Annotated in this window: 20 protein-coding genes, 1 tRNA gene and 1 other annotated feature; of the genes, 5 read left to right on the forward strand and 16 right to left on the reverse strand. The window is 51.6% G+C overall.

Annotated features, from left to right (window positions below; all coding sequences use genetic code 11):
- Window positions 1-15: 15 nt before the first annotated feature.
- Both thrS and IPI86_RS06585 read right to left on the reverse strand, forming a co-directional pair.
- Window positions 16-1824: a threonine--tRNA ligase gene (gene thrS / locus IPI86_RS06580; protein ID WP_345297197.1), complete on the reverse strand. Its 1809-nt coding sequence runs from the start codon at window positions 1822-1824 to the stop codon at window positions 16-18.
- A 167-nt stretch (window positions 1825-1991) separates the two neighbouring features.
- Window positions 1992-2226, reverse strand: a binding site (T-box leader).
- An 81-nt stretch (window positions 2227-2307) separates the two neighbouring features.
- Window positions 2308-2381: transfer RNA gene (locus IPI86_RS06585), tRNA-Val, on the reverse strand.
- A gap of 62 nt (window positions 2382-2443) precedes the next feature.
- Here IPI86_RS06585 and IPI86_RS06590 point away from each other — a divergent pair.
- The 3 genes from IPI86_RS06590 to IPI86_RS06600 all read left to right on the forward strand — a co-directional run bounded on the left by IPI86_RS06590 (window position 2444) and on the right by IPI86_RS06600 (window position 4858).
- The gene (locus IPI86_RS06590) at window positions 2444-3355 is read left to right on the forward strand and encodes a class D sortase (protein WP_345297198.1); all 912 of its coding nucleotides are present in this window, start codon (window positions 2444-2446) and stop codon (window positions 3353-3355) included.
- A gap of 12 nt (window positions 3356-3367) precedes the next feature.
- The gene (locus tag IPI86_RS06595) at window positions 3368-3532 is read left to right on the forward strand and encodes a hypothetical protein (protein WP_345297199.1); all 165 of its coding nucleotides are present in this window, start codon (window positions 3368-3370) and stop codon (window positions 3530-3532) included.
- 84 nt (window positions 3533-3616) lie between these two features.
- Complete coding sequence (locus IPI86_RS06600) at window positions 3617-4858, forward strand: class I SAM-dependent RNA methyltransferase (protein ID WP_345297200.1); 1242 nt, start codon at window positions 3617-3619, stop codon at window positions 4856-4858.
- Window positions 4859-4890: 32 nt separating this feature from the next.
- Here the strand turns inward: IPI86_RS06600 and IPI86_RS06605 are convergent, their stop codons facing one another.
- A complete protein-coding gene (locus IPI86_RS06605) occupies window positions 4891-6786 on the reverse strand; it encodes a potassium transporter TrkA (protein ID WP_345297201.1) in 1896 nt (631 codons plus the stop codon).
- Window positions 6787-6979: 193 nt separating this feature from the next.
- Here IPI86_RS06605 and IPI86_RS06610 point away from each other — a divergent pair, with 193 nt between their 5' ends.
- A complete protein-coding gene (locus tag IPI86_RS06610) occupies window positions 6980-7621 on the forward strand; it encodes a molybdopterin-dependent oxidoreductase (protein ID WP_345297202.1) in 642 nt (213 codons plus the stop codon).
- Between the two features lie 38 nt (window positions 7622-7659).
- Here the strand turns inward: IPI86_RS06610 and IPI86_RS06615 are convergent, their stop codons facing one another.
- The 3 genes from IPI86_RS06615 to IPI86_RS06625 all read right to left on the reverse strand — a co-directional run bounded on the left by IPI86_RS06615 (window position 7660) and on the right by IPI86_RS06625 (window position 11545).
- Window positions 7660-9375, reverse strand: coding sequence for a hypothetical protein (locus tag IPI86_RS06615; protein ID WP_345297203.1), 1716 nt, complete (start codon window positions 9373-9375; stop codon window positions 7660-7662).
- Window positions 9376-9493: 118 nt separating this feature from the next.
- A complete protein-coding gene (locus tag IPI86_RS06620; RefSeq protein ID WP_345297204.1) occupies window positions 9494-10627 on the reverse strand; it encodes a trypsin-like peptidase domain-containing protein in 1134 nt (377 codons plus the stop codon).
- A gap of 21 nt (window positions 10628-10648) precedes the next feature.
- On the reverse strand, window positions 10649-11545 hold the full coding sequence (locus tag IPI86_RS06625; protein WP_345297205.1) for a DnaJ C-terminal domain-containing protein: 897 nt from the start codon (window positions 11543-11545) through the stop codon (window positions 10649-10651).
- Window positions 11546-11665: 120 nt separating this feature from the next.
- Here IPI86_RS06625 and IPI86_RS06630 point away from each other — a divergent pair, with 120 nt between their 5' ends.
- Complete coding sequence (locus IPI86_RS06630; RefSeq protein ID WP_345297206.1) at window positions 11666-12247, forward strand: TIGR00730 family Rossman fold protein; 582 nt, start codon at window positions 11666-11668, stop codon at window positions 12245-12247.
- A 58-nt stretch (window positions 12248-12305) separates the two neighbouring features.
- Here IPI86_RS06630 and map read toward each other — a convergent pair whose 3' ends face one another.
- The 10 genes from map to IPI86_RS06680 form a co-directional block, all read right to left on the reverse strand.
- Window positions 12306-13052, reverse strand: coding sequence for a type I methionyl aminopeptidase (gene map / locus IPI86_RS06635; protein ID WP_345297207.1), 747 nt, complete (start codon window positions 13050-13052; stop codon window positions 12306-12308).
- 2 nt (window positions 13053-13054) lie between these two features.
- A complete protein-coding gene (locus IPI86_RS06640; protein WP_345297208.1) occupies window positions 13055-13561 on the reverse strand; it encodes a ClbS/DfsB family four-helix bundle protein in 507 nt (168 codons plus the stop codon).
- Between the two features lie 11 nt (window positions 13562-13572).
- Window positions 13573-14262: a Type 1 glutamine amidotransferase-like domain-containing protein gene (locus IPI86_RS06645; RefSeq protein WP_345297209.1), complete on the reverse strand. Its 690-nt coding sequence runs from the start codon at window positions 14260-14262 to the stop codon at window positions 13573-13575.
- Window positions 14263-14268: 6 nt separating this feature from the next.
- Entirely contained in the window at window positions 14269-14892 is a 624-nt protein-coding gene (gene tmk / locus IPI86_RS06650) for a dTMP kinase (protein WP_345297210.1), read from the reverse strand.
- 96 nt (window positions 14893-14988) lie between these two features.
- Complete coding sequence (locus tag IPI86_RS06655; protein ID WP_345297211.1) at window positions 14989-16617, reverse strand: R3H domain-containing nucleic acid-binding protein; 1629 nt, start codon at window positions 16615-16617, stop codon at window positions 14989-14991.
- Between the two features lie 302 nt (window positions 16618-16919).
- Window positions 16920-17747, reverse strand: coding sequence for a hypothetical protein (locus IPI86_RS06660; protein ID WP_345297212.1), 828 nt, complete (start codon window positions 17745-17747; stop codon window positions 16920-16922).
- A gap of 17 nt (window positions 17748-17764) precedes the next feature.
- Window positions 17765-19324 (reverse strand): hypothetical protein, encoded by a 1560-nt coding sequence (locus IPI86_RS06665; protein WP_345297213.1) that lies wholly within the window; start codon window positions 19322-19324, stop codon window positions 17765-17767.
- Between the two features lie 122 nt (window positions 19325-19446).
- Window positions 19447-21084, reverse strand: coding sequence for a hypothetical protein (locus tag IPI86_RS06670; RefSeq protein WP_345297214.1), 1638 nt, complete (start codon window positions 21082-21084; stop codon window positions 19447-19449).
- Window positions 21077-22303, reverse strand: coding sequence for a glycosyltransferase (locus IPI86_RS06675; protein ID WP_345297215.1), 1227 nt, complete (start codon window positions 22301-22303; stop codon window positions 21077-21079). The genes IPI86_RS06670 and IPI86_RS06675 overlap by 8 nt, the downstream gene beginning before the upstream one ends.
- 31 nt (window positions 22304-22334) lie before the next feature.
- A complete protein-coding gene (locus IPI86_RS06680; RefSeq protein ID WP_345297216.1) occupies window positions 22335-23834 on the reverse strand; it encodes a M1 family metallopeptidase in 1500 nt (499 codons plus the stop codon).
- Between the last annotated feature and the right edge of the window lie 46 nt (window positions 23835-23880).

The raw sequence follows: 23880 nt of genomic DNA on the forward strand, positions 1-23880 counted from the left end.
TGTCCACGGTCTGACTTACAACTCGCTTGCTCTTCTCGCAATCTTATCCTTCGCACGCTCTGTAAACTCAGCCAATGAAATATTGTTCTGCTGACTTCCGTCGCGCACGCGGAGCGAAACTTGTCCAGCCTGCATTTCATTATCACCGACCACGATCATATACGGCACCTTCATCAACTGCGCCTGGCGGATCTTGGCGTTCATGCGTGAGGCGCTCAGATCTGAATGAGCGCGGATTCCGTTTTCACGCAATTCCTTCGCGATCTTTTCTGCATATTCATTCTGCGCATCTGTAATTGAGATGACGCGCACTTGTTCCGGCGAGAGCCAAACCGGAAAGTTACCCGCGTAATGCTCGAGCAGGAAGCCAACCATGCGTTCATGTGTTGAAAGCGGGGCGCGGTGGATACACAGCGGAATTTCATCCACGCCTTCCTTGTTCGTGAACTTCAAGTCGAAGCGCTCTGGTACGGCAAAGTCCACTTGATTGGTCATCAGCGAAAATTCGCGCCCGATGGCTGACCAAACTTGCACATCAATTTTTGGACCATAGAATGCAGCTTCGTCTTCGCGTTCCACGTATGGCACGCCGCCGTTATTCATCGCCCGGCGCACCATCTCTTCCGTCTTGAGCCATAGGCGCTCGTTGTTCACATATTTTTTGCCCAGTCCCGCCTTGCTGTGCAGGGACAGGCGCATCACGTACTTCTCGATCCCGAACAGTTCAAAATACTTGCGATATAGCGCCACCACACCCATGAACTCCTGTTCGAATTGTTCCTCCGAGCAGTAGATGTGAGCATCGTTCATTTGCATCGAGCGCACGCGCATTAAACCAAACAACTCACCTGATTTTTCATAACGATAGCACGTACCGTATTCAGCGAGGCGCACGGGCAGGTCGCGGTAAGAACGTCCCTTCGAACCGAAGATCTTATGGTGCATCGGACAGTTCATTGGCTTGACATAATACTTTACGCCTTCGATTTCCATCGGCGGATACATGCTCTCGGCATAATAGGGCAGGTGCCCCGAACGGATGAACAGATCTTCCTTTGTAATAATTGGCGTTTTAACGCGCAAATAGCCAGCCTTGTCTTCCATATCCTTGGCGAGTTTTTCGAGTTCCTCGATCATCACGCCACCGTTGGGCAGCCAGAGCGGCAGGCCAGGACCGACTTCATCGTCGAAGATGAAGATTTCCAATTCCTTGCCCAGCTTGCGATGATCGCGCTTCTTCGCTTCTTCGAGCTGCTGCAGATATTCTTTGAGTTGATCCTTGCTCTCCCAAGCCGTACCGTAGATGCGTTGCAGCATCTTATTGTTCTCATCACCGCGCCAATACGCGCCCGCAATGGACATTAACTTGAAGGCATCCTGTTTGATCTCTTTCGTGGTTTGAACATGCGGACCACGGCACAGATCTGTGAACGTATCCTGCTGATAGATCGATATCTCAGGCGGCCCATCCAGCGGGTTGCCGTATTCGTCCGTGCCACCTTTTTCGAGGCCTTCGATCAATTCCAACTTATAGGGCTGGTCGGCAAAAATCTTTTTCGCCTCCTCAGCAGAGATGACCGTTTTCTTGAATTCATGCTTGCCCTGCACGATTTGTCTCATACGCTTTTCGATCTGTTCCAGATCTTCGGGCGTGAGGTTGCGCGGCAGGTCAAAGTCATAATAAAAACCGTTCTCAACGGGAGGGCCAATGGTTGGTTTCCCATCAGGGAACATCTCCATCACCGCCTGCGCCATCACATGCGCTGCAGAATGACGGATTCTGTATAACTGCGTATCTTCATAACGTTCTGTTTGTAATGCCATTTTTACTTCCTTTCTTAATACTCGCACAATACGAACTTTGGTTTGTTTCTGCTTTCCAGGGAATTTCGCGCCTCGGAGAAAAGCAGTTACAAACCTCCGAGCCGCTGACGAGTATGGATACGAACTTTAGTCATAACAACCTCCAAAAAACAAAAAACTCTCGCCCATCACGGGGCGAGAGTTTGATCTCACGCGGTTCCACCCGAATTGTATGTTGACATTCATTCAACACACCACTCTTAAGCCTCTAACGGAGCAACCCGTTTCCCTTACTCTCTTTCGATTTCAAGGTCACGCTCGCGAGTGGTTTTCGGTGATTGTTTCTTGAAGAGGCTCTCAGTCTCTGGCTTCTTCTCTCTGTCAGAACGATGATCACGTACTCGTCTCGGTCAACACGTTTTTTTAATCGTTGGTTCGTATTATATGCTGATTCAAAAGGCTGTCAAGCAAAACAAAAAGTCCCAAAATGGGACTTTTTGTTTGTGGGCGAGATAGGGCTCGAACCTACGACCTCTGCTATGTCAAAGCAGTGCTCTAACCAACTGAGCTACCCGCCCGAAGGACTGACATTATACAAGGTGTCCCAAAAATTGACAATCCCCTGTATAATCCCAGCGACATGGCTCGCAAGAAAGCACCCGAAGATTTATCCGTCGAGGAACTGCGTCGACTGCTGGTTGAAAAACGCCGCGGCGCGCGCAAGGAAAGACTGGAAAACTTCCGCCGCACAGGACGCGTACTCTCGGTCACGCCGGAACCATCCGACTTTACCTCGGATCGCTCCGCGCCGATCGTTGATACAGCAGAAGCGGCATCCTCCACCCCGGAACCTGCTCCTGCAAACCCGCGCCGCAAGTTCATGGATCGTGTCCTGCTGGGCGTGGAAGTGCTCGCCGTCCTCGGCCTGATCGCTGTATTGATGAACAGCCTCGGCATGCTGCGCACACTCAACACCGAAGTGGCATCCGCGCTCAACCCGGAGACCGTCACACCGACACCGTTGGTAATGGCTGTTGTGTTACCATCCGGTCACACCCCACCCGATGCGCAGGGAAATACACGGCCCAACGAAGCCGAAATTCCCGAACATCTGCGCCCCATGGTGCAGTCGCTCGTGAACCTGCCCGTTCCCACCGCCGCACCAGACCAGGCGGTCCGCATCCAGATTCCCGCGCTCAGCATTGATGCACCGATCGTTCAGGGTGATGGCTGGGAACAACTCAAAAAAGGAGTCGGCCAAAATATCGGCTCCTCAAACCCAGGTCAGGATGGAAACGTCGTGCTTTCGGCGCACAATGACGTTTACGGAGAAATATTCCGTTATCTCGATCGACTCGCGCCCGGCGATCAAGTCATTGTTTATACACAACAACGGCAATACACCTATGTTGTAGACCGCACAATTCTTGTCGAGCCGACCGCCGTGGAAGTGATGGCATCCACCGGCACACCGACCGTGACACTGATCTCGTGCTATCCATACCTTGTTAACAAACAGCGCATTGTTGTCTTTGCGCGATTACAAAATTAGGAGAAATATAAAATGGCTACAAAAAACAAAAGACCAACCCGCGTCGGGGCTGCCCCACAACCAGCAGTTGAATTCAACCCCGATTACACACAAGTCAAGAAGGACCTGGCTCGCATTGGCTTGCTCTCGGGCGCTTTCTTTGTTCTGCTGATTGCGCTTTCCTTCGTCATAAAATAGTTATCGCGCATACGGAAAGACAAACCCAGAAAAGAGGAAAGACGGATTCCGGGCTTTTCCTCTTTTTTTATTTCCAAAACAAATATGACCCAACCTGTGTTCGACATCCTGCTTGAAAAATTGACCTACGGCGGCGAAGCCATGGGGCGCCTCCCCGATGGCCGTGCCGTGTTCGTGCCGTTCGGCCTGCCAGGCGAACAAGTCCGCGTGGAATTGGTGGAGGAGAAAAAAGGTTTCGCGCGCGGAATACTGCTTGAGATATTAAAAACCTCCCCGGAAAGAATCGCCGCGAAATGCAAACACTTTGGGGTCTGTGGCGGCTGTCATTATCAAAACCTTCCGTATGAAAAACAATTGACGGCAAAAACCGAGATCCTGCGTGATCAATTGCAAAGGATCGGCAAGATCGAAAACCCGCCCGTGAAGCCCATCGTTGCCTCACCGCTCGAGTGGAACTATCGCAACCATGTTCAGTTTCATCTCACAGCAGAAGGCAGGATCGGCTTTATCAATTCCCGGGGATATTCCACCCTGCCCATCGAGGAATGCCATCTACCCGAAATAGGCATCAACACCTTTTGGCCTGATTTGCAATTCGAATCAAACGAAGGCGTGGAACGCGTCTCCCTGCGCAGCGGACAGGATGAAGAGTTGATGGTGGTGCTTGAATCCGAAAATCCTGAAACGCCCGAACTCGAGATCGAAGCGGACGTATCGGTCGTGCATTTATTTGATGACCATCCTGTTGTCATTGCAGGGGAAAGTTATTTGAGCATGAAGATCGCTGAAAGGGATTTCCGCGTTTCCGCCGCCTCATTCTTTCAAGTAAACACAAGAATGGCTGAGAAAATGGTGGAGCACCTGGCAGAAAAACTGCCCGTTACAGAATCTGCCACCCTGCTGGATGTGTACTGCGGTGTCGGTCTGTTCAGTGCTTTCTTCGCCAGGAAATATCAGCGGGTAATCGGCATCGAATCTTCGGAATCAGCCTGCGAGGATTTTGCATTCAACCTCGACGAATTCGACAATGTCGAGTTATATGAGGGCGAAGCGGAAACGATCCTGCCCGGGCTTGCGGACCGTATCGATGCACCACTTCACATGATCGTGGACCCACCGCGCGCCGGGATCGAAAAGCATGCCTTGGATGCGATCATTAACATCAATCCACAAGTAATCGCCTATGTTTCATGCGACCCATCCACGCTCGCACGGGATGCGGCACGGCTTATTAATGGGGGATATCAGTTGGTGGAAGTGACTCCGTTCGACCTATTCCCCCAAACCTATCACATCGAATCGATTTCGATCTTTGAAAAAAAGTAGAGGCACAGCGCGGCTGTGCCTCTACAAAATGATTATTCGTCTGCGATGACGATGACCTTGTCATCGGGCGAGTAGCTCACCCGCTCCGATTTCTTCGGGTTGGTGTGAACGCCATATGCTTTTTCTGCATCATGGCTTTCTCTCATCACGCGATAACCGATGGCAGTCTCGCCGCGTCGACGGGCGGCTTCGGTGACGGTATAGAAATTCACAGGTTCGCCTGTCACCACATAATCGCTGATCGGCTTGAGGTAGATCTCCGCGCCTTCGGGATCGAACATGTCATTGAACACACCCAGCAACTCCGCGTTTTCTGAAAGCTGTGTCATCATCAAACTGATCAAGTGCTCGCTGACGATGAAGTCATCCACCTTTGCGGCTTCGGCCAATTCGCGATTGCGCAAGTCGAGCATTTCGCTAATGATCGAGAACGGTGTTTCGTCGCGCTCGGCAATATCGCGCAGGTGCAGTAACGTGATGAGAGTAATCGCATCCGCTTCCTGCTGTTCGAGGTGATTGTACGCCAGCACGATGACATGGTCGTATTCGGTGGCTTCCAGGCTTTCGAGCATCTCGCGGTCACGAATATCACCTTCCTTGACTGTGATCTTCTGATTCTTCAAAACACCGCTTTCAAGTTTTATCTGCTTATCCAGTTCGAAGATATCTGAAACGATCGTAACTTGCGAACCTTTGGCTACATAGTTGTCCAATTCACGGATGATCGTGGCACCGGAACCATTCCAACCGAGGATGAGCGTCCGCTCCGGCTTGGAACGGGAGGCTGCTCCAGAAACCTGTATCAGGCGTTCGTCAAATTGTTTGCGGCCGATCCCAGTTAGTTTGATCTTATCGTCGTCTTCCGCAATCACAAAGATATGGTCACCTGATTGAATGCGGGTATCCATTCCAGGATTCATTGCAACAGATCCATCCGCCTTACGGATACCCATTAATGTGGATGTCTCATAGGCTTCGAGCGCTTCGCCGTAGGTCTTCCCCGAGAGTTCGGGTTCCTGTTTGAAATAAATTTCATCGCCGCCGAAATTCATCAACTCTGTATAAACAATGGACAGGCCGCTTTGGCGTGAGGTTTGCGCCACAACGCGGGCGATGAGATCATTGGTGAGGATGGGTTGAACGGTATCCTTTACGCCCAGCATCTTGACCACGTCCATGTTCTTCGGGTCGCGGATCTGAGTGACGATGTGATAGGGTTCTTCACGGCGGTTGGGATTGTTGGTGATGGCCAGCACTGATTTGATGATATGCGTATCCGGGTCTGCGCCTTCAGCGAGGATGATGATCGAGCGCGCCGTGTGCGGACTGGCAATTTCAAGATCGGTCAGGTCGATGGGATTGCCCGAACGACAAATGACACGGGTATTTTTTGTATCGGGAATACGATCAGCGATCTCGTCTTCCATTTCAACCTTGTCCTGATCGGCCAATATGACAATGACCGCCCCGCTTTTTCGGCTTTCGTTCGCAAGGACAAGTTCTGAAATGACTGTAAATACCTGAGTGCTCCAGCCAAGGATGAGGGTGTGATCGTTTTCCAAAACTGCAGAGCGCCCCTTGCGCAGTTCATCGAGTTTGTCTTCGAGACCGTTATTGATAATACCGATCAACGCACTGACGACAAAGATGCCGCCGAAAGTCACGACAAGCATCATGAGCAGGAAGAAGAAACCGCCTGTATCGCCGCCCATTGTGCCTGAATCCAGCGTACGCAGGAGACCCATCCATGCCAGTTGGAACAAGCTTTCATCGTTGGGGGCACTTCCAGTGATCTTCACCAGCGCCGCAATCACAAATATGATGATGGCAGAAAGCACAAAAAGAGCAAAGATCAATGCGCCTGTACCACGAGACATATAATTATCGAACCAGTATTGAAACTTTTGCTTAAAAGTGGGTGCTTTCATTTTTTCTCCTCACGCCGTAATTTTGGCCTATTATAACCAGCCCGCAGGGAATTTGACCTGCAAGTTCATTACATCTATACTTGGGTCAGTTAAGAAAACTATCATCTTTTACAGGTAACATCCGCCGAATTCAAAAAGTCAATGCAGTGCCGCAATTGTTCAATTTTTTAGAATTTAGAAAGTGAGGTAAGTCATGTTTGCATTTGAAGGTTTTGACCGCCGCAAGGAAGAGGACCGCATTCGTTCTGAAGGTCGGCTTCCCCCGGGGCAATCTCTGACCCAGAAATTCCCCGTTCTGCACTACGGCCCTGTGCCAGCTTTCAACCCCGCCACTTGGGATTTCCGCGTGTGGGGTGAAGTGGAAGAGGAAAAGCGCTGGTCATGGGATGAATTCAATAAACTCCCCCGCTCAAAGATCGAAATGGATATTCACTGCGTGACCCGCTGGAGCAAATTCGACACCACCTGGGAAGGCGTTTCGGTAAAGACTTTGGTGGAACAGGGTTTCTTCAAGATCAAACCCACAGCCACTCATCTCATGCAGCACGCCGAATACGGATTCACGGTCAACCTGCCGCTGGAAGTGGCGTTGCAGGATAACTTCCTGCTGGCCACCCATTTCATGGGCGAGCCGATCACGCCCGACCACGGTTATCCGTTGCGCGGTGTGGTGGGATTCATCCCCGGACGCGAGGACATGGAAACCCCATACCTGTGGAAGGGTGCAAAATGGCTGCGCTCACTCGAGTTCATGCCCCGCGACAAACGCGGATTTTGGGAACAAGCCGGGTATCACAACCGCGCCGACGTCTGGCGCGAGGAACGGTTTGGATAAGAAAAACAGCTTGAATAGTGCGGGATCATAATCCCGCACTATTTCTTTTTCCGAGCTAACAGTGACCGTAAAATGAGCGGGAAATACAAGACCGCTATTTGAGAAAATAATAGGATTAACCGTATAGTATTCCAATCCAGCAACGCATACCATGAGGGCATGGGACGGGGCAGGTCTCTCAAGTTTGTATCCATTGAGATAATTTGATCATCGAACGACCAGATTTTTCCATCGGCGGTCATGACAGGGGGGAATGAAGTTCCATTTTGAAAATTTGAATTGTTCTCCGTATATCGAACAAGTTCGCGCGCATTGTCATTCCACGCTGGTTCGAAGACGACCACAGAAGATGGGGATACACCATACATCCATAAACGCCCAAGTGAATCAACCATTAATGCACGATATTTATCTATAACCCGTTCTTCATTATTCAGGCTTTCAGGCAACTGGGTGAGCAAAACACTGCCCAATGAGTCTATTTTCTCGACGACAAAGTTGCCATACTCCACCTCCAACAATACCCACAAGGCATTGTCGCCATCCAAAAAATAATCCTTTGCCCATCCATTCGCTTGAATGATAGGGATTTCCTGATCGGTCCATTTGCCATTTGAAAGTCGGTACACGCGGCTCTCTGTGTCGTTGCGCATCAACACAAGCAAGTCACCATCCGGCATCGGTGAAGCAGAGACAGGCGAAAGACCGCGCTGTTCAGCCATTTCCGGAAGCGCTAATTCAGACCAGATACCGGTCAAGGCATCCACCCTCACCACATGCCCCTGCCTATCCACAAACCAGCCATAACGGCCGGAGACCATGCCATCCAAAATGGATACACTCTGATCATTTTCAAAGGGAATCTCCTTCCAATGGTCAACTACATAGCGCAGCACGCCAGTATCCAGCCAGATGAGCGGAGTCCCATCCTCCATAACGCTGATATATTTTGGGTATGGAGTACCAAACGCAGATTCACGTTTCCACTCCCAAGCATTGTCTTTTTTCTTCGGAATATGGAAAACATGATAATTTTTGCTACCCTGTGAGATCACCCAAAAACCACCCTGCGGATCTACAGAATACTCATCCACACTTTCAAACCATGGAAACCGGGTTTCGGTCTCCCAAATATTTATGAACCATGAATGCGGCGGTTCCAGGAACACGACAAGCAGATACAAAGCCGCTATCAATGAGGTAATTGCTGATATGTTCCTAGACTGACGATGCCATTTTTCAATCGCCCCAGCGTCTTTCATGCTGGGCGCAATCGCCTCCGGAGGCACACGATTCTTCAACTCAATCACTATATCTTCGCCATGCCGATTGCCAAACAGGAGGGGAGTAAGGGTATATTTCGCCCCACTCATTTCAATGATCTCCACAGTGCCAAATACCCCAAGCATGAGACTCCTCACCCTCCCATATTTGACTGAAAAAGGTTTCAATCCGCGTTGAAGCAACCAATCCATGCCTGCTATGGTTTCAAGAGATATCTGCTCGTCATCGAAAATTAACCGCGCTTTCCACTCGGCGATCTGAACAACTGCAATCCATGCGGTCATAACTGCAAAAAACACAACAAACAGGGCAAACCAAATCCCCAAACTGACATTGCCATCTTTGATGGAAGCGAATAGCTCCATGAAGGTGAAGTATGTGTATGCCAGGAACAAAAAGACAGACAGCATCATCAAAAATGCAATCAGACTTAATATTTTTCTTTTCAGGGGCACACGGAATATCTTCATAAAACCCTCCCAAGTGAAATATCGAACGATGTCTGAATTATACAACTCTTCCAGACCGGCGCGTAAAAAAAACAGCACGGAACCGTGGTTCCGTGCTGTTAAAACTACCTGGGGTGATTTACGGTCTCTTCCCCAACTCCACGCTGATATCGACCCTTTCCTCGCCCCGCAGAACGGTGAGGATCACGGTCTCGCCGGGGCTTTTGTTGGTGATGAGGTAGGCCAGCATTTCATCGAAGGTGCGGATGTCGCGTCCGTCGATGGCGACGATCAAATCGCCGCCGCTGAACAGGTCGGGGATGCCCGTTGGGGTGGAGCCCGCCTTGATGCCCGCCTTATCCGCCGGGCCATCGGCGACAACATCGGTGACATAGGCGCCGGTAAACGACTTTAATCCCAGCTCATTGATGATATCAAGGCTCAACGAGTCCATGGAGGAAATCCCCAAAAATGGATAATCGTACTGGCCTGTCTCGATCAAGACCGGGACGACACGTTTGACCATGTTAATGGAGATCGCAAAACCGATGCCCGAATTGACGGGCTGTCCCGTTTCGGTGGTGCTGGTGGTGCGAATGGCGCGATTGATGCCGACCACTTCGCCGTTGATGTTGAAAAGCGGACCACCCGAATTGCCGGGGTTGATCGCAGCGTCGGTTTGGATGATATCGCCCGTGGTGAAGGGACGTCCATCCGGGGTTTCGCGAATCGCATCGAGCGTGCGGCCAAGAGCCGAGATGATGCCAACCGTCATTGTGCTGTCGAGGCCAAAGGGGTTGCCAATGGCCACTACGGTCTGACCCACTTTCAGTGAGTCCGAATCGCCGAGCGGCAGGGGATGAAGCTCGCCCGCAGGCGCATCCACTTTGATGACCACAACATCCGAGTCGATATCCGTCCCGATCAATGTGCCATAGGCCATGTAACCGGAAGTGAAGCGCACTTCGATCGTGGTCGCATCCTGCACGACATGATAATTGGTGATGATATGGCCTGCGCCATCATATACAAAACCTGAGCCCTGACCCACATCTGTAATGATGGCCACTGTGCCGGGGCTGACGTTTTCAAACAACGCGACCAAACCATCTTCATCTGTGACGGGATTCGAAGTGTTTGAATTCAGAGGTGCAACAGGCACCACCGGCTGTACCGGGGCCGCAGGTTGTTGTAACGGCAATGAAGGTGTCTGGCAGGCGAGCATAGCCAACACCAATAGAACAAAAGCCAGAATACTTTGCTTTGCTTTCATGAAATACTCCTGTGATCAACTTTAAAACTTAATGCGAGCTGCTTCTTCAAGCAATTCCCTCTGCTTGGGTGACAAATACTTTGGCACCTGCGGCTTCAATCTTACAAAAAGATCCCCTTTGGTGGCCGGGTTCTTGATATGCGGCATGCCGCGCCCGGCCAAACGAAAGACCTGGTCGGTTTGCGTGCCTGCGGGAATGGTCAATGTAACTTTGCCTGTGGGAGTCTCAACTTCCGCCTCACCGCCAATGATCAAAGTAAGCACATTCACGAGGGATGTCGTGTAAAGGTCCTGACCCTCCCTTTCGAATTGCCCCTCGTCTGTGATATTCACGAGAAGATAAAGATCGAGTCCATCGGGACCCGCACCTGCCACTCGAACCTTTGAGCCGGTCTTCACCCCGGCAGGGATCCGCACCTGCAACTTGCGTCCATTGGTTTGGAGCTGGCGCATGGTGCCGCTATACGCCTCCTGAAAAGTGATCTCCACTTCCTGTTGGTAACCCTGCTCAGCGGCCTGATTACGCGCCGAAGAACGGACCGCCTCACCAAAGATGGTGCGGAAGAAATCGGAAAAACCGCCGCCCGCAAAAGGATCTTCGGCGTTTCCATAGCCTCTTTGCTGTGTGCCCTGCTGCTGTTGAAACCAGTCGTCCCATTGAAAATCACCCGGGCGTCCCCCACCGGTGCGGAAATTGGAATATGCGCTGCCCAACTGGTCGTAGCGCGCGCGTTTCTGCTCGTCGCTCAAGACCTGATAAGCCTCGTTGATCTCCTTGAATTTATCCTCAGCCTTTTTATCGCCCGGATTCTTATCCGGGTGATATTGCATGGCAAGCTTGCGATACGCTTTGCGGATATCGTCTGTACTGGCCTTGCGCTCCACGCCGAGGGTTTTGTAGTAATCCTTATATTCCATGAGGCTATTGTGACACCGCGCTAGTCCCTCGTCAAGCACTCAAGGGGCACACTAACATAACTCTAACCTGCCTGTCTTATATGGTAAAGTAAGCCAATCACCGAATAAAAGGATTAAAAAATGAAATCGATTTGTGTTTTTTGCGGATCATCAGACTCGGTTCATGCGGACTATAAGACTGCCGCTTTTCAATTGGGCATTGTCCTCGCGAAAAGAAGGATCCGCCTCGTCTACGGCGGCGGCAAGACTGGTTTAATGGGCGAAGTTGCAAACGGGGCACTATCCGCAGGCGGAGAGGTGATCGGCATCATCATCCCTTCCATGAATACGCCCGCGCTGGCTCACACCGGCCTTACCCGCATGGACGTGGCCCCCGACATGCACGGACGCAAAGCCCGCATGCATGAACTCTCCGATGGATACATTGCCCTGCCTGGCGGCTTCGGCACATGGGACGAACTCTTTGAAACCATTACCTGGGCACAGACCGGCGCACATGAAAAACCCGTGGGAATGCTAAATGTGAAGAATTATTACGCACCCTTGCTCGCCGCAATGGATCATGCGGTAAACGAGGGCTTTGTCTTCGAAGAACACCGCAAAGCCGTCTTCTGTGAAATGACCTCCGAAAAATTACTGGATGAAATGTCAAAATACCAGCATCCGCGCGAAGCGGTAAAGCGTTGGTTGAAAAAGGATTAAGAAAACAGTCCGCAGGAAAGTTTCCTGCGGACTGTAATTTATTTATCCATTGATCAAATCATGCCAGAGTCAGAATGATCGGTTCATCTTTTGTGACAATGACCGTGTGTTCGAATTGGGCGGCGACGGTTCGGTCGATCGTGCGCAGGGACCAGCCATCTGATTCTTCGAAGATGTGCCCCCTGCCTGTGGTGAGGAAAGGCTCAATGGCCAGAACCACGCCTTCGTCCAGTATGCGGCGATCTTTCGATTTGTAGTAGTTGTAGACCTGTGTCGGCTCTTCGTGCAGTTTATGCCCGATGCCGTGACCCGTCAAATCGAAAATGACACCGAACCCGTTTCGTTTTGCTTCATCCTGAATCGCCTTGCCAATGCCATTCAACGGTTGGCCCGCCCGCGCGGCCTGCACCGCCTTCACCAAAGCGGACTTGGTCGCCTCGATCATTTTGTCGTATTCAGAAACCTGATTCGCAACGACCATCGAACCGCCCGTATCCGCAAAGTAGCCGCCCATCTCAGCAGAGACATCGATGTTGATGAGCTGACCCGCCTGCAATACCTGGTCGCCGGGGATTCCGTGCGCGATGACAGGCGAAATGCTGATGCAGGTTGCGCCGGGGAAGGAATACATCACCTGCGGCGCAGATTGCGCGCCTTCCTTTTCAAGAAATTCCCTGCCGATGGCATCCAGTTCGGCGGTGGTCATGCCGGGCTGGGCCTGTTCCATCATCAGCTTCAACGTTTGCGCGACGACACGGCCAATGGCTTTGAGGGAATTGATCTCTTTTTCAGACTCAACGATCATGCTTAACCTGCTTTGATTCCGCGCTCGATGGTTTCGCGGTGTTCAAGGAAATGTTCGGTGGTGTCGCCTAATATCCACAACAAAATGGGGCGTTTCTCGGGGTCTTCTGCGTGACGGGGAGTCAGCAGGTCTTCAAAACTCATCGCATCGAGCCGCGCATGCACCTGCTCATAAACCTGCTTCAAATCATCCATCACTTCTTTTATGGAACGGTCTTTGTTGCGTTCAAAAAGAACCGGGTTGATGATTTCCATATCCCAGCTCTCCGCTACACTTTCGGCAACTTTCAAGACCTCGTGCGCGGGACGTTTATCCAGGTGAACACCGATGAGGATGTTCATCCATTCGGTGAGGTGCGCAAGGTTATCCTTCGGTGACCAGCCGCCCGGGTCGGGTTTGGTCATCTGTGCATCGGTCAGGCTTTCAACAACCTGTAACAGCAGCCGAAACTCCCGCTCGATCGCGGACATTAATTCCTTTTTACTGCCGGGCATCCATTGTTCTTCCATGATGATTTCTCCTATAAAACGATCAACTTACCTTCTTCGAGTTTTTCCTTTTCCTCATCTTTGCGCCAGATCCACGCTTCCCCGCGGACAAGGGTCGTCTTCTTTCCATCCACTTTCACATGCGCCCCATCCGATAACATGAGGATGGGATTGTCGTGAAAGAAATGATAATCCGCCAGCCATTCATCCTTCACAGATTGACCATGCGAATCAAGCGGATAATGCGCCGAGAAATTGAACGGTGTCAGACCCAGACCATCAAAAAAGGATGTACCAACCGTGTTCATACTGGCAGCGGTGAGAATGTTCGGGCCGCATAGCACGGTCCCTGCGCTGAATCCGACCAAAGGCAGGCCAGCCTGGATCTTCTTTTTCAGGTAAAGCGATATGCCGCTGAGATGCAAACGATGATTGAGCAAAAAGGTATTTCCGCCGGGGATATACACCAGCGACGCATCCCGCAAAATATCTTCGATCTCTTTTTGACGCATCAACTCGGTGTTGACCATCTGTAACCGTCCCAGCCCTTTGAAGGCGGTCTCGTTCAACTCCAGCCAGCGTTCGGCATACAGTGAGCCCAGCGGTAAATACGCCACAATTGGGTCACGCTTATCTTCCAAATATGGGCGGCTGGCTTCGATCACATCACTGATGTCATCTTTGCCGGGGGTGGAAAAGAGGTGGAGGTTAAGAGAGGGCATAAGAAGTTAACCTGTAACCTGCAACCTGCCAACAATCACCCGCTTTAGCTCTTCTTGCACGGACTCCCATTTCTGATCCGAATTGACAACCACCCATCGTTTCGGCTCGGCCTTGACCATCTCCAAATACCCCGCGCGGACTCGTTTGTGGAATTCGACAGTGTAGGCATCCATGCGATTCCATTCCATTTCGTTTTGGGTTTTGCGCTTCAGGCCAATTTCCACTTCCAAATCCAACAGGATCGTTAAATCGGGAGTTAATCCGCCCGTTGCGTATTTCACCAGTGCGCGGACTTCATCCAAATTCTGCTGATGCCCGTAGCCTTGATAGGCGATGGTCGAGTCAAAATAGCGGTCGGAGATGACGATCTCGCCTGCGGTCAAACGCGGCTGGATGACCTGCTCCACGATCTGCGCGCGGGCAGCCTGATAGAGCAGGGTTTCCGTGCGCGGGTGCATCTCCGCATTTTTCAGGTCATGCAAAATATCACGGACCTGCTCGCTGATGGAGGTGCCGCCCGGTTCGCGGGTGGGAAATACAACATGTCCCTGCTCGCGGAGGTATTCCACGAGATACGGGATGTGAGATGTTTTGCCTGAACCTTCAGGACCTTCGAGGGTGATGAACATATGGTTAGTGATTAGATGATTAGAGATTAGATAACTAGAGGGAATGGTAACATAAAAATAGAGAGCAGCATCACACTACTCTCTATTCTCCAATCCCTATTCTCTAAATATTCTTACATGCCTGCGCGGCTCTTTGCCGTATGAGTGGCTGACGAGTTCCGCGTTGCGCGCCATTTCGTGTTGGACGCGGCGCACGAGCGATGGGCCAGGCGGAAGATCTACCCAGCGTTCGCCGTTCAACACGGCGGAAATGGCCTGCTCGGTCTGGCCGCGGATATCTTCCATATTGTCGCGCGGGGCTTGATGCTCAGTGAGGTTATACAGATCGCCGAGGAATTGTTCCACCTGCGCCACGGTGTTCGCGCGCAGCACATAGATCGGCATACCACGCGATTCGGCATCAATGACGGTCTTTTCACGGTTGCGATAATACGTCCGCAGGGTGACGAGCACATCAGCATCGCTGACATCAGCCACCACCACGGCGGGCACGCCGATCCGCTTGGCAGCTTGCATCAATCGGTTGCGCGCCACACCATAGGCAAACACACGCACGGTCTGCAATTTCGCGCCGACACTCGGCGTGTTGATCGCGGGTGGGTTGATCGAGTCTGAGCGCTGAGTCTGCTCTTGAATAACAGGAGCAGGCCTGCCCGTCGTTTGATCGACGGTCCCTCGTCCACGGCGCGGCACTTTCACATCCGCTTTGGCGGCAGGTTTCGGCGGCGCAAGCTTCTCTATCTGGATCTGCCCCGCCTCATCGCGTGTGCGAATTTCGGGCGGCATGGGCACGTCGCGCAACAATGCATCCACCGCAGACATGATATCGAGATGGACTGCGAAGCGTTCACGATGCTGGATCTCGATGAGGACATCGAAGGTCGGGGGCGCGCGTCTTTCGAGGACCGTTTTCTGGGTGCCGCGTCGACGGGCTTCCTCGTCTGAAAGTGTGACCGCTTCGATGCCGCCGACAAGGTCGCTCAGCGTGGGGTTGAGCAGCAGATTTTCAAGGGTCTGGCCGTGCGCCGTGCCGATGAGCTGCACACCGCGTTCCGCGATGGTGCGTGCGGCGAGGGCTTCGAGTTCGCGCCCGATCTCGTCAATGACGATGACTTCAGGGTTATGGTTTTCAACCGCTTCGATCATCACTTCATGCTGGAGCATGGGTTCGCGCACCTGCATGCGGCGCGCCTTGCCCACGGCAGGGTGCGGCACATCGCCGTCACCGCCGATTTCGTTCGAGGTATCGACGATGACCACGCGTTTGTTTTCAGCGAGGATGCGGGCGGCTTCGCGCAACAGGGTGGTTTTGCCCACACCGGGGCGGCCAAGGATCAAAACGGATTTACCCGATTCGATGATGTCTTGAATGATATCGACCGTGCCATATACGGCACGGCCTACGCGGCAGGTTAAACCGACAATGGCACTGCGCCTGTTACGAATGGCGGAGATGCGATGAAGTGTACGCTCCATGCCTGCGCGGTTGTCGGCGTCGAACGTGCCGATGCGCTCGGTGATGTGGTCAATTTCTGCGCGGGTGATCTCTTTTTCAGAGAGGACAATTTCACCCTCGACAAAGCGCGCAGTGGGCACTCTGCCAAGGTCAATGACAATCTCCAGCAGTCTGTCGCTGTTGTTGGCCTTCTCCACCGCATGACGAATGGAAGTGGGCAGGACTTCGAGGAGAGCGTCGAGGTCGTCTGTGATTCTATGTTGGGTCATATGTTAAGTTTCAGATTGTGCAGGTGTCAGGTATCAAGTGACACGTAGTAGTAAAGCAGGGAAAGACGAAAAGGATATGCCGCGCAAATGCGCGCGAAACACGTTGCAGGGATCTGGGATTAGAAGAGGATGTAGTTGAGCATGTTGAAGTACCGCCTGTAAAAGAGGTGTCACGTTTCACGTGCCAGGCTTGCCCGCAGCCGCAGCATTAAATTGGTGTCACGTGCAGGTATATTATAGCAGGGTGGCGGTTAACGCTGAATTAAAGGCGTGTGTTAATTTCGTTGATTTGTCTGACGAATTTATTTGTTTTGTTTATGCCAGTTTTTCAGCACGAGGTACACAACCGGCAGGCTGGGATTCAACCCGGAGATGCGAACCGATTTCCGATTCACCAGGTGGAGCAAAACAAAATATATCTTTCCATTCCGTGACCGCTGGAACGTGAACTGAACACTTTGGATCTCATCGGCAAGCAGGGTTTTCTCGCTCAAGAAATATTTGATCGACATGGATCTTCCGTCAAGCACGAGCGAGCGGGGACGAAAAAACATCATCCCCACGAACACTGCAACGATGACGAGGAAGATGATAAGAGGTGCAATCATGACCGGGGCGACATCGGGTGAGTTGTACAGCAAAAGCCCAAACCCTACGAACATGCCTACGAATAGAACCGTGAAGATGAGTCCAGCCAGCAGGGGAAAACTTCCGCTTTTCAGTTCATCATATTCGCGCGGATTGAACAGGTCGGGACGTTTGTTGCCGATCGATTCCACAACTTCCTCATAGCCGGGCAGGTTGGGGCTGGGCACGACGGTTATATCACCGTCGAGATTGTGAAGCTTAATGGAATATCCTCTGCCCGAGACGCGGTTGATCTCACTCCAGCGCAGTGTCTTTGTGCCCAGGAGACTTTGAGATGAAATTTCATCTTCAGAGATGATGGTCTTTTGGGTCAGGGATGTTATGGAAATGATGACGACCAGCAGCAAAATGGCAACAGGAATGAGCATGGACCCATCACCCAGGTCCATATTGAAGAACATGGCGACCAGTATGAAACCGAACATCAGGATCAGGACGACAAATTGAAATGGGGAATGCTTGTAAACACGGGGTTCATTCATGGTCTTCTCCTACACTATTAGTGACGTCTGACCTTATCCCAATCCACGTGCGGGGAATCTTTCAGCAGATACAATCGGATACCTTCATATTTTACATTCACATAATGCTCCGCGCCCCATTCGTTGAGATTCTGCGAGCCGACCTCGAATTCCTGCACGTAAGTGGGCATCAGGGTTTTGATGGAGTAGTTCAGGTCGTATTTGTTGTGGCCAGGGACACTGTTCATGCCAAGCCAGCTCATTTGACCGGAGAGGTCGGGCGGCAGATTGGCGATGTACGGGTCGGATTTGCCGAGGAAATCAATGGCGGGGCGGTCGGCGTAGTAGGGAATCGTCCCTGCCCAGAAGACGCCGATAGTGGCATTTTCATCGGTCAATTCGTTGATAGCGATGGCGATATCGGTTTGTTTGTGGGTGGCACCGTTATCGTAGGGCAGGGCGGAGAGAGTCATCTCGCGCAGGAAGCGGGAGTCTGCGAGGTAGAGTCCGCACAATGCAAAGGTGAGGATGATGATGGAGGACGCTGGGCCAGTTGTCAGTTTGGGAAAGAAGCGCAGCGCGTCAGCGCATCCTTCGAAAAAGAGGATAAATAGGAACGGCATGGTCGGGGCCATGATGCGCCAGTAATTCCACGGATCGCCGCCGACGTAGATCTGATAAAGCATCGAGGTCAGGAACAACACGAACAGGTAAAGTTTTTGGCGTGAGAATTTCAGCAGCAGCCCGGTGATCGCAAGAAGAAGTACGAAGCTGGTTTCTTTCAAGAATGGTTGAATGAAGCCCCAGCCGTTTCGTAATCGTTCGAGCAGCGGCATGCCGACGAGTTTGAGGGTGTAGGTGTTGGGCACGATCTCGCCATAATAAAAATAGCGAAAGGCAGTTTGACCGAGGACAAAGGTTGAATATAGGAGACCTGCCGCCAGAAAAAGGGAAATCGATTTGCGTCCGTTTTTGAGGGTGGGGAGTAAAAATAAAAATGCGAGTGCGGCAAAGAGGAGCGAGTCGTTGCGGGTGAGAAAGGCCAGGCCGAAGCAAAGGGACATCCACCAAAGATGGCTTTGATCCAGCGTATCGGCATATTTAAAAGAGAACAGGACACCCGCGCCGAGCAGGAAGGCCAGCATGCCCGTTTCCATGCCCATGAGCGACCAGTAGTTGAGCGGATAATATAAAAGGACCGCGGCAAAGAGAAAATATTTTACGGGGTTGTTCTTGTTTGGGTTGACGATGTGAAAGATACGCAAGGTGAAAAACGCCGAGCCAAGTACGAAGAAGATCCCTGTCAATTGAACCGCCAGCACGGCATATCGTTTTTCAAAGAGGAAGGTCGCCGCTGACATCATCAAGGTCATCAGCAAATTGGTGTAGCCTTCCACTCGATTCGCGTCGCCTGCATTCCAGACCAATCCGCGGCCATGGGAGAAATTCCACGCGTAGCGCATGGAGATCATCGCATCGTCGAAAAGGTTGAAATATCGACGGTCATCAATGGCCGCGTAGGAGGAATGATAAATGAACGCCAGCGCCCAAATGGCGAACAGGGCGGAGAGCAGGATGAAGAGCCAATTTTGTTTCATTCGATTCGTAAAAGTCGCTTTGTGTTTCATCGCATAAAAGCCTTCAATCACGTCATTCAACCAAGGCCCCCTCCCTGCCCTCCCCCAAATTCCAAAGAACGGAATTTGGGGGAGGAAAACCATCACCACGCAAGGATGGTGGTCACTTTATCCCAATCAATATCGGGCGAGCCTTTCAATAGGTACAACTTGGCATCGTTGTACTTCACACGCACGTAATACTCTTCGGCCCAGCCGCTGAGTTTTTGCGTACCCCAGTCAAATTCTTCCACATAGGTGGGGAGCAGTTTCTGGATGGAATAGGTCAAGTCGTATTTGTTGTGGCCGGGCATACTGTTCATGCCGAAGCCCGCGCTCTGACCTGAAACATCAGGCGGCAGGCTGGCAATGTATTTATCTGATTTACCGAGAAAATCGATCGCGGTACGGTCAACGTAATACGGAAGCGTTCCACCCCAAAATACTCCGATGGTGGCATCTTCTTTCGTAAGGTCATTGATGGCAATGGCCGCTTCCACATGCGCCTGGGCATAGTTGTTTTGATACGGCAGATCAAGCAGTAGAAACTCCCGCACAAAACGTGCATCTGCAACATACAACGCAAAAATAGATAGTGCCGCCAGTGCGAAATTGCGAATCCAACCTGTTTGAGAAAAACGCTCCACAATTTCGAAACATGCGAATGAAAAGAGCAAAAGCAGCAGAGGCATGGTCGGCGCCATGATGCGCCAATAATTCCACGCATCGCCGCCCACATAAACCTGATACAACACCGAAACGAGAAAAAAGCCGAACAGGTACAACCTCTTCCACGAAAATCGCAGTGTCAGTCCAGCAAGCGCAACGAGCAAAAGCGCCCCCGTTTCTTTCAAAAACGGCAAAATGAATCCCCATCCATTTCGCAGGCGTTCATCGAGCGCCATGCCGACGAGTTTCAAAGTATAGGTATTCGGCATGATCTCGCCGTAATAAAAATAACGAAACGCCGTTTGCCCGAGGATAAAAGCCGAGTACAAGACTCCCGCCGCAAGAAAAAGATACACATCGCGGCGTCCGTGTTTCAAGGTTGGGAGCAAAAATAAAAACGACAGTGCGGCAAACACCAGCGAATCATTGCGGGTGAGGAATGCCAAACCGAACGAACCTGCCATGAGGAGGATCAGCGAACTGGGGCGATTCAGCGAATCAGCATATTTAAGCGAGAGTAGAATGCCTGCGGTGAGAAAGAACGCCAGCATGCCCGTTTCCATGCCCATCAGCGACCAGAAATTGAGCGGATAGTAGAGCAGGATCAAGACAAAAGGGAGATAACGATGAAGACCCGAATCAGACGTCCCGAAATTTGATTCGGCGTACTTTGAAATCCTCTCCCCGATGCGGACCGTCATCCACGCCGTGCCAAGCGTGAAGAAGATGCCTGTCAATTGAATGGCAAGCACGGCATAGCGTTTGTCGAATAAAAATGTAGCCACCGACATGACCAGCGTCATCAGCAGATTGGTATAGCCTTCGACACGCTCCACGTCGCCCGCGTTCCACACCAGGCCACGCCCGTGCGCGAGATTCCATCCATAGCGCATGGAGATCATCGCGTCATCAAAGAGGTTAAAGTACAACCGCCCGTCGCTCGCCACGTAGGAGGAATGATAAATGAACGCCAACGCCCATCCGCCAAACAGTACAGACAAGAGGAGCGGGAGCCAATTCTTTTTCAGGTAAACGCGGATATGGCTGGTCATCACAGTTTTAAGTCTAGTCACGATTGGTAATTTTCTCGAATACTTTCAGAGCGTTTTCAATTCCATTTTCTGTTTGAATCTTGCGCCCAAGTTCGATGGCTTTTTGTCGCATCTTGGGATCGCCAACGCCGAGTTGAATAGCTTCCCGCAGACGTTCGGTGGTCAATTCCTTAAATCGAATAGGCCTGGGACCCGCCCCCAACTGGGCGATACGCTCCCCCCAATAGTGCTGGTCAAACACAAACGACACAACACAGGATGGCACACCAGAGCGAAGACCAAAGGCAGTTGTGCCTGAGCCACCATGATGAATCAACATTGCCATTCGCGGGAACAACCAATCATACGGGGCATAATCGATCTTGAAAACATGATCAGGTAACAACTGATTTCCAAGGCCGCCCCAGCCCATATGTAAAATGCCGCGTTGCCCGCTCTGTTTTAAGGAATCAAGAACGATGTTGGTGATGCGCTGCGGATCTTTTACCGGCATACTTCCGAAACCAATAAACACAGGTGGACTGCCTGCTTCAATGAATGCTGATAAATCATGCGGCGGTTCCCAATTTCTATCTTCTGGAAACCAATAACCCGTGATATGGACATACTCGTTCCAATCGGCGGGACGCTCAACCACATATTGACTAAACCCGTTCACGATTGGAAACCGCCTCGTACCCAATTGACCAAAGTAACCCAGCAGCGGCAGCGGAGGCAAGTTGAGCGTTTTTTTACGCCAACGATTGATTACAGTGCGAAACATTTGCCACGCTATCTGTTCGCCCAAATAATAAGTTGCTTTGTTATAGCCCGGCAGGGGAAGTTTTGGAAAGCCCATAAGAGGAAATCCCCGTGTCCGAGCCAATGGAATTACGGCTGCTTGTGCCATGGGCACATCGTATTTTTCCGCCAAGTCAAAACCAAACAATCCCGCTGGCAGTTGATTAATAATAAGGTCTGTTTCACCCAGATGAGGAGCGGACAAATCACGAGCGTAACCTTCTGCCAGAGAACCAAAGGAGCGCACAAGGGCAGGCAGGTCTGCTCCTGCATTGGCGACCAATTCCTTCGCATTTCCCTGAATTGGGTGAAAGTCCAGCTCGTTTTCGGTTATAAGTGGTGCAAAGTCTTCAAAGGTAATAAAACGGACTTGATGGCCGGCAGCTTTGAACCCTTTGCCGAGGGCAGCATAGGGCTGAACATCACCGCGTGAACCTAGTGCAAGAATCGTTATGTGCATGGAAAATATCTTGAGCGAAACGCCTGACTATTTATTCAGTACCCAATCCCAACTCTGGAATCGGCGGAAGTGAGCCGCTGTACAACCAGTTGTTGAAGAATTCGCCCAATTCCATTCCGCTGATTTCCTCTGCAACAGAGACGAAATCTTCGGTGGTGGCGTTGCTGTTTTTGTAGCGGTTGTGATACGTTTTCAGGATCTCGAAGAAAGCTTCATCGCCCACTTCGAGTCGCAAGGCGTGCAAGGTGAGTCCGCCCCACTCGTATACGCTGGCGTTGAACAGGTCATTTGCAGGCGGATTTCCCGGCGCGCCAACCACATCTCCATATTCGACCATGTCTGAATACAGATATTCGACATACTCGTCCCGCGCTTCGGGGCCTTCGGCATGTTCCACCCACAGCACTTCGGCATAGGTGGCAAAGCCTTCGTTGAGCCAGATATCGCGCCAATCGGCCACGCTGACGCTGTCCCCGAACCATTGATGCGCCAATTCGTGGGCCACGGTCAATTCGGTGCCTTCCACGTCATCCACATCCACCATGTCAATTCCAAAAATGGACAGGGTCTGGTTTTCGAGCGCCGAACCGAATTCGACGTCCATCACGAGCGCGCCATACACCTCGAAGGGATACGGGCCGAACAACCCGCTGAAATAATCGATCATCTCGCCCTGCCGTGCAAACGGCGCGCGGACCTTTTCACTCAGTCCCGTGGAATAATAATTGCGGATCGGAATCCCGTTGTCTGAACTCATCGTCTCGATATCAAACTCGTCGATATTGATCGTGGCGAGATAGCTCGCCATCAAACTGGGCGAATCGAAGACGAAGGTGGTCGCATCACCCTTATCGGTGGTTTCGATCAGCAGGCCATTGGCCGCCACCTCGAATGGCTTGGGAACCGTGACACGAAACGTGTAGGTCGCCTTGTCCAATGGGTGATCGTTGACGGGGTAAAAACTTGCAGAACCATCGGGTTCGCTTAATACAAAACTGCCGCCATCCACAGTGACCCAGCCCGTTTGCACAGGCAGGGCAACAGATTGCATCTCTTCGGGTGAGCCGCTGTATTGAACGATAATGGTAAACATATCACCGTCCACGAGCGGCTTGAGCGGGCTGACGATTAATTCCTGTCCCTTACGGGAATAGTCCGCTTCCGCGCCGTTGACCATAAGGCTGTTGATATCAAAGCCGACAAAATCGAGATTGAAACTGCCAAGGTCCTGGGTGGCAATCGCCTCGATGGTCACGATGGCTGTCAGGTCACTGGTGGCAACATCGTGGATGGTGAAATCCAACAGGTAGTGAGTCACATCATAGCCGCCGTTCCCAAACCCCGGGTAGAGCGAATCGCCCAATCCTGTTGAACCGGCAACCGCTTCCAGGGTCGCATCAGGGACGATGGTGGAGATCGCCACGCCGGTCGGCGGTACTGAAACGGGATTTGTGCTGAACTGACTGCACGCAAGAATGGCAAATGCAACCAAAAATGCCGGGAGAATGACTTGAAGTGATCTGCTTTTCATTTTATATCCTTGTGGTTCAGGCAGTATATCATGGCAGTGTGTTGTA

The organism is Candidatus Villigracilis affinis (assembly GCF_016705895.1).
Lineage (GTDB): Bacteria > Chloroflexota > Anaerolineae > Anaerolineales > Villigracilaceae > Villigracilis > Villigracilis affinis.

Bases quoted from the DNA above. Each gene is read 5' to 3' on its own strand.
- thrS (WP_345297197.1), bottom strand. From the start codon at position 1,824: ATGGCATTACAAACAGAACGTTATGAAGATACGCAGTTATACAGAATC.
- IPI86_RS06590 (WP_345297198.1), top strand. From the start codon at position 2,444: ATGGCTCGCAAGAAAGCACCCGAAGATTTATCCGTCGAGGAACTGCGT.
- IPI86_RS06595 (WP_345297199.1), top strand. From the start codon at position 3,368: ATGGCTACAAAAAACAAAAGACCAACCCGCGTCGGGGCTGCCCCACAA.
- IPI86_RS06600 (WP_345297200.1), top strand. From the start codon at position 3,617: ATGACCCAACCTGTGTTCGACATCCTGCTTGAAAAATTGACCTACGGC.
- IPI86_RS06605 (WP_345297201.1), bottom strand. From the start codon at position 6,786: ATGAAAGCACCCACTTTTAAGCAAAAGTTTCAATACTGGTTCGATAAT.
- IPI86_RS06610 (WP_345297202.1), top strand. From the start codon at position 6,980: ATGTTTGCATTTGAAGGTTTTGACCGCCGCAAGGAAGAGGACCGCATT.
- IPI86_RS06615 (WP_345297203.1), bottom strand. From the start codon at position 9,375: ATGAAGATATTCCGTGTGCCCCTGAAAAGAAAAATATTAAGTCTGATT.
- IPI86_RS06620 (WP_345297204.1), bottom strand. From the start codon at position 10,627: ATGAAAGCAAAGCAAAGTATTCTGGCTTTTGTTCTATTGGTGTTGGCT.
- IPI86_RS06625 (WP_345297205.1), bottom strand. From the start codon at position 11,545: ATGGAATATAAGGATTACTACAAAACCCTCGGCGTGGAGCGCAAGGCC.
- IPI86_RS06630 (WP_345297206.1), top strand. From the start codon at position 11,666: ATGAAATCGATTTGTGTTTTTTGCGGATCATCAGACTCGGTTCATGCG.
- map (WP_345297207.1), bottom strand. From the start codon at position 13,052: ATGATCGTTGAGTCTGAAAAAGAGATCAATTCCCTCAAAGCCATTGGC.
- IPI86_RS06640 (WP_345297208.1), bottom strand. From the start codon at position 13,561: ATGGAAGAACAATGGATGCCCGGCAGTAAAAAGGAATTAATGTCCGCG.
- IPI86_RS06645 (WP_345297209.1), bottom strand. From the start codon at position 14,262: ATGCCCTCTCTTAACCTCCACCTCTTTTCCACCCCCGGCAAAGATGAC.
- tmk (WP_345297210.1), bottom strand. From the start codon at position 14,892: ATGTTCATCACCCTCGAAGGTCCTGAAGGTTCAGGCAAAACATCTCAC.
- IPI86_RS06655 (WP_345297211.1), bottom strand. From the start codon at position 16,617: ATGACCCAACATAGAATCACAGACGACCTCGACGCTCTCCTCGAAGTC.
- IPI86_RS06660 (WP_345297212.1), bottom strand. From the start codon at position 17,747: ATGAATGAACCCCGTGTTTACAAGCATTCCCCATTTCAATTTGTCGTC.
- IPI86_RS06665 (WP_345297213.1), bottom strand. From the start codon at position 19,324: ATGAAACAAAATTGGCTCTTCATCCTGCTCTCCGCCCTGTTCGCCATT.
- IPI86_RS06675 (WP_345297215.1), bottom strand. From the start codon at position 22,303: ATGCACATAACGATTCTTGCACTAGGTTCACGCGGTGATGTTCAGCCC.
- IPI86_RS06680 (WP_345297216.1), bottom strand. From the start codon at position 23,834: ATGAAAAGCAGATCACTTCAAGTCATTCTCCCGGCATTTTTGGTTGCA.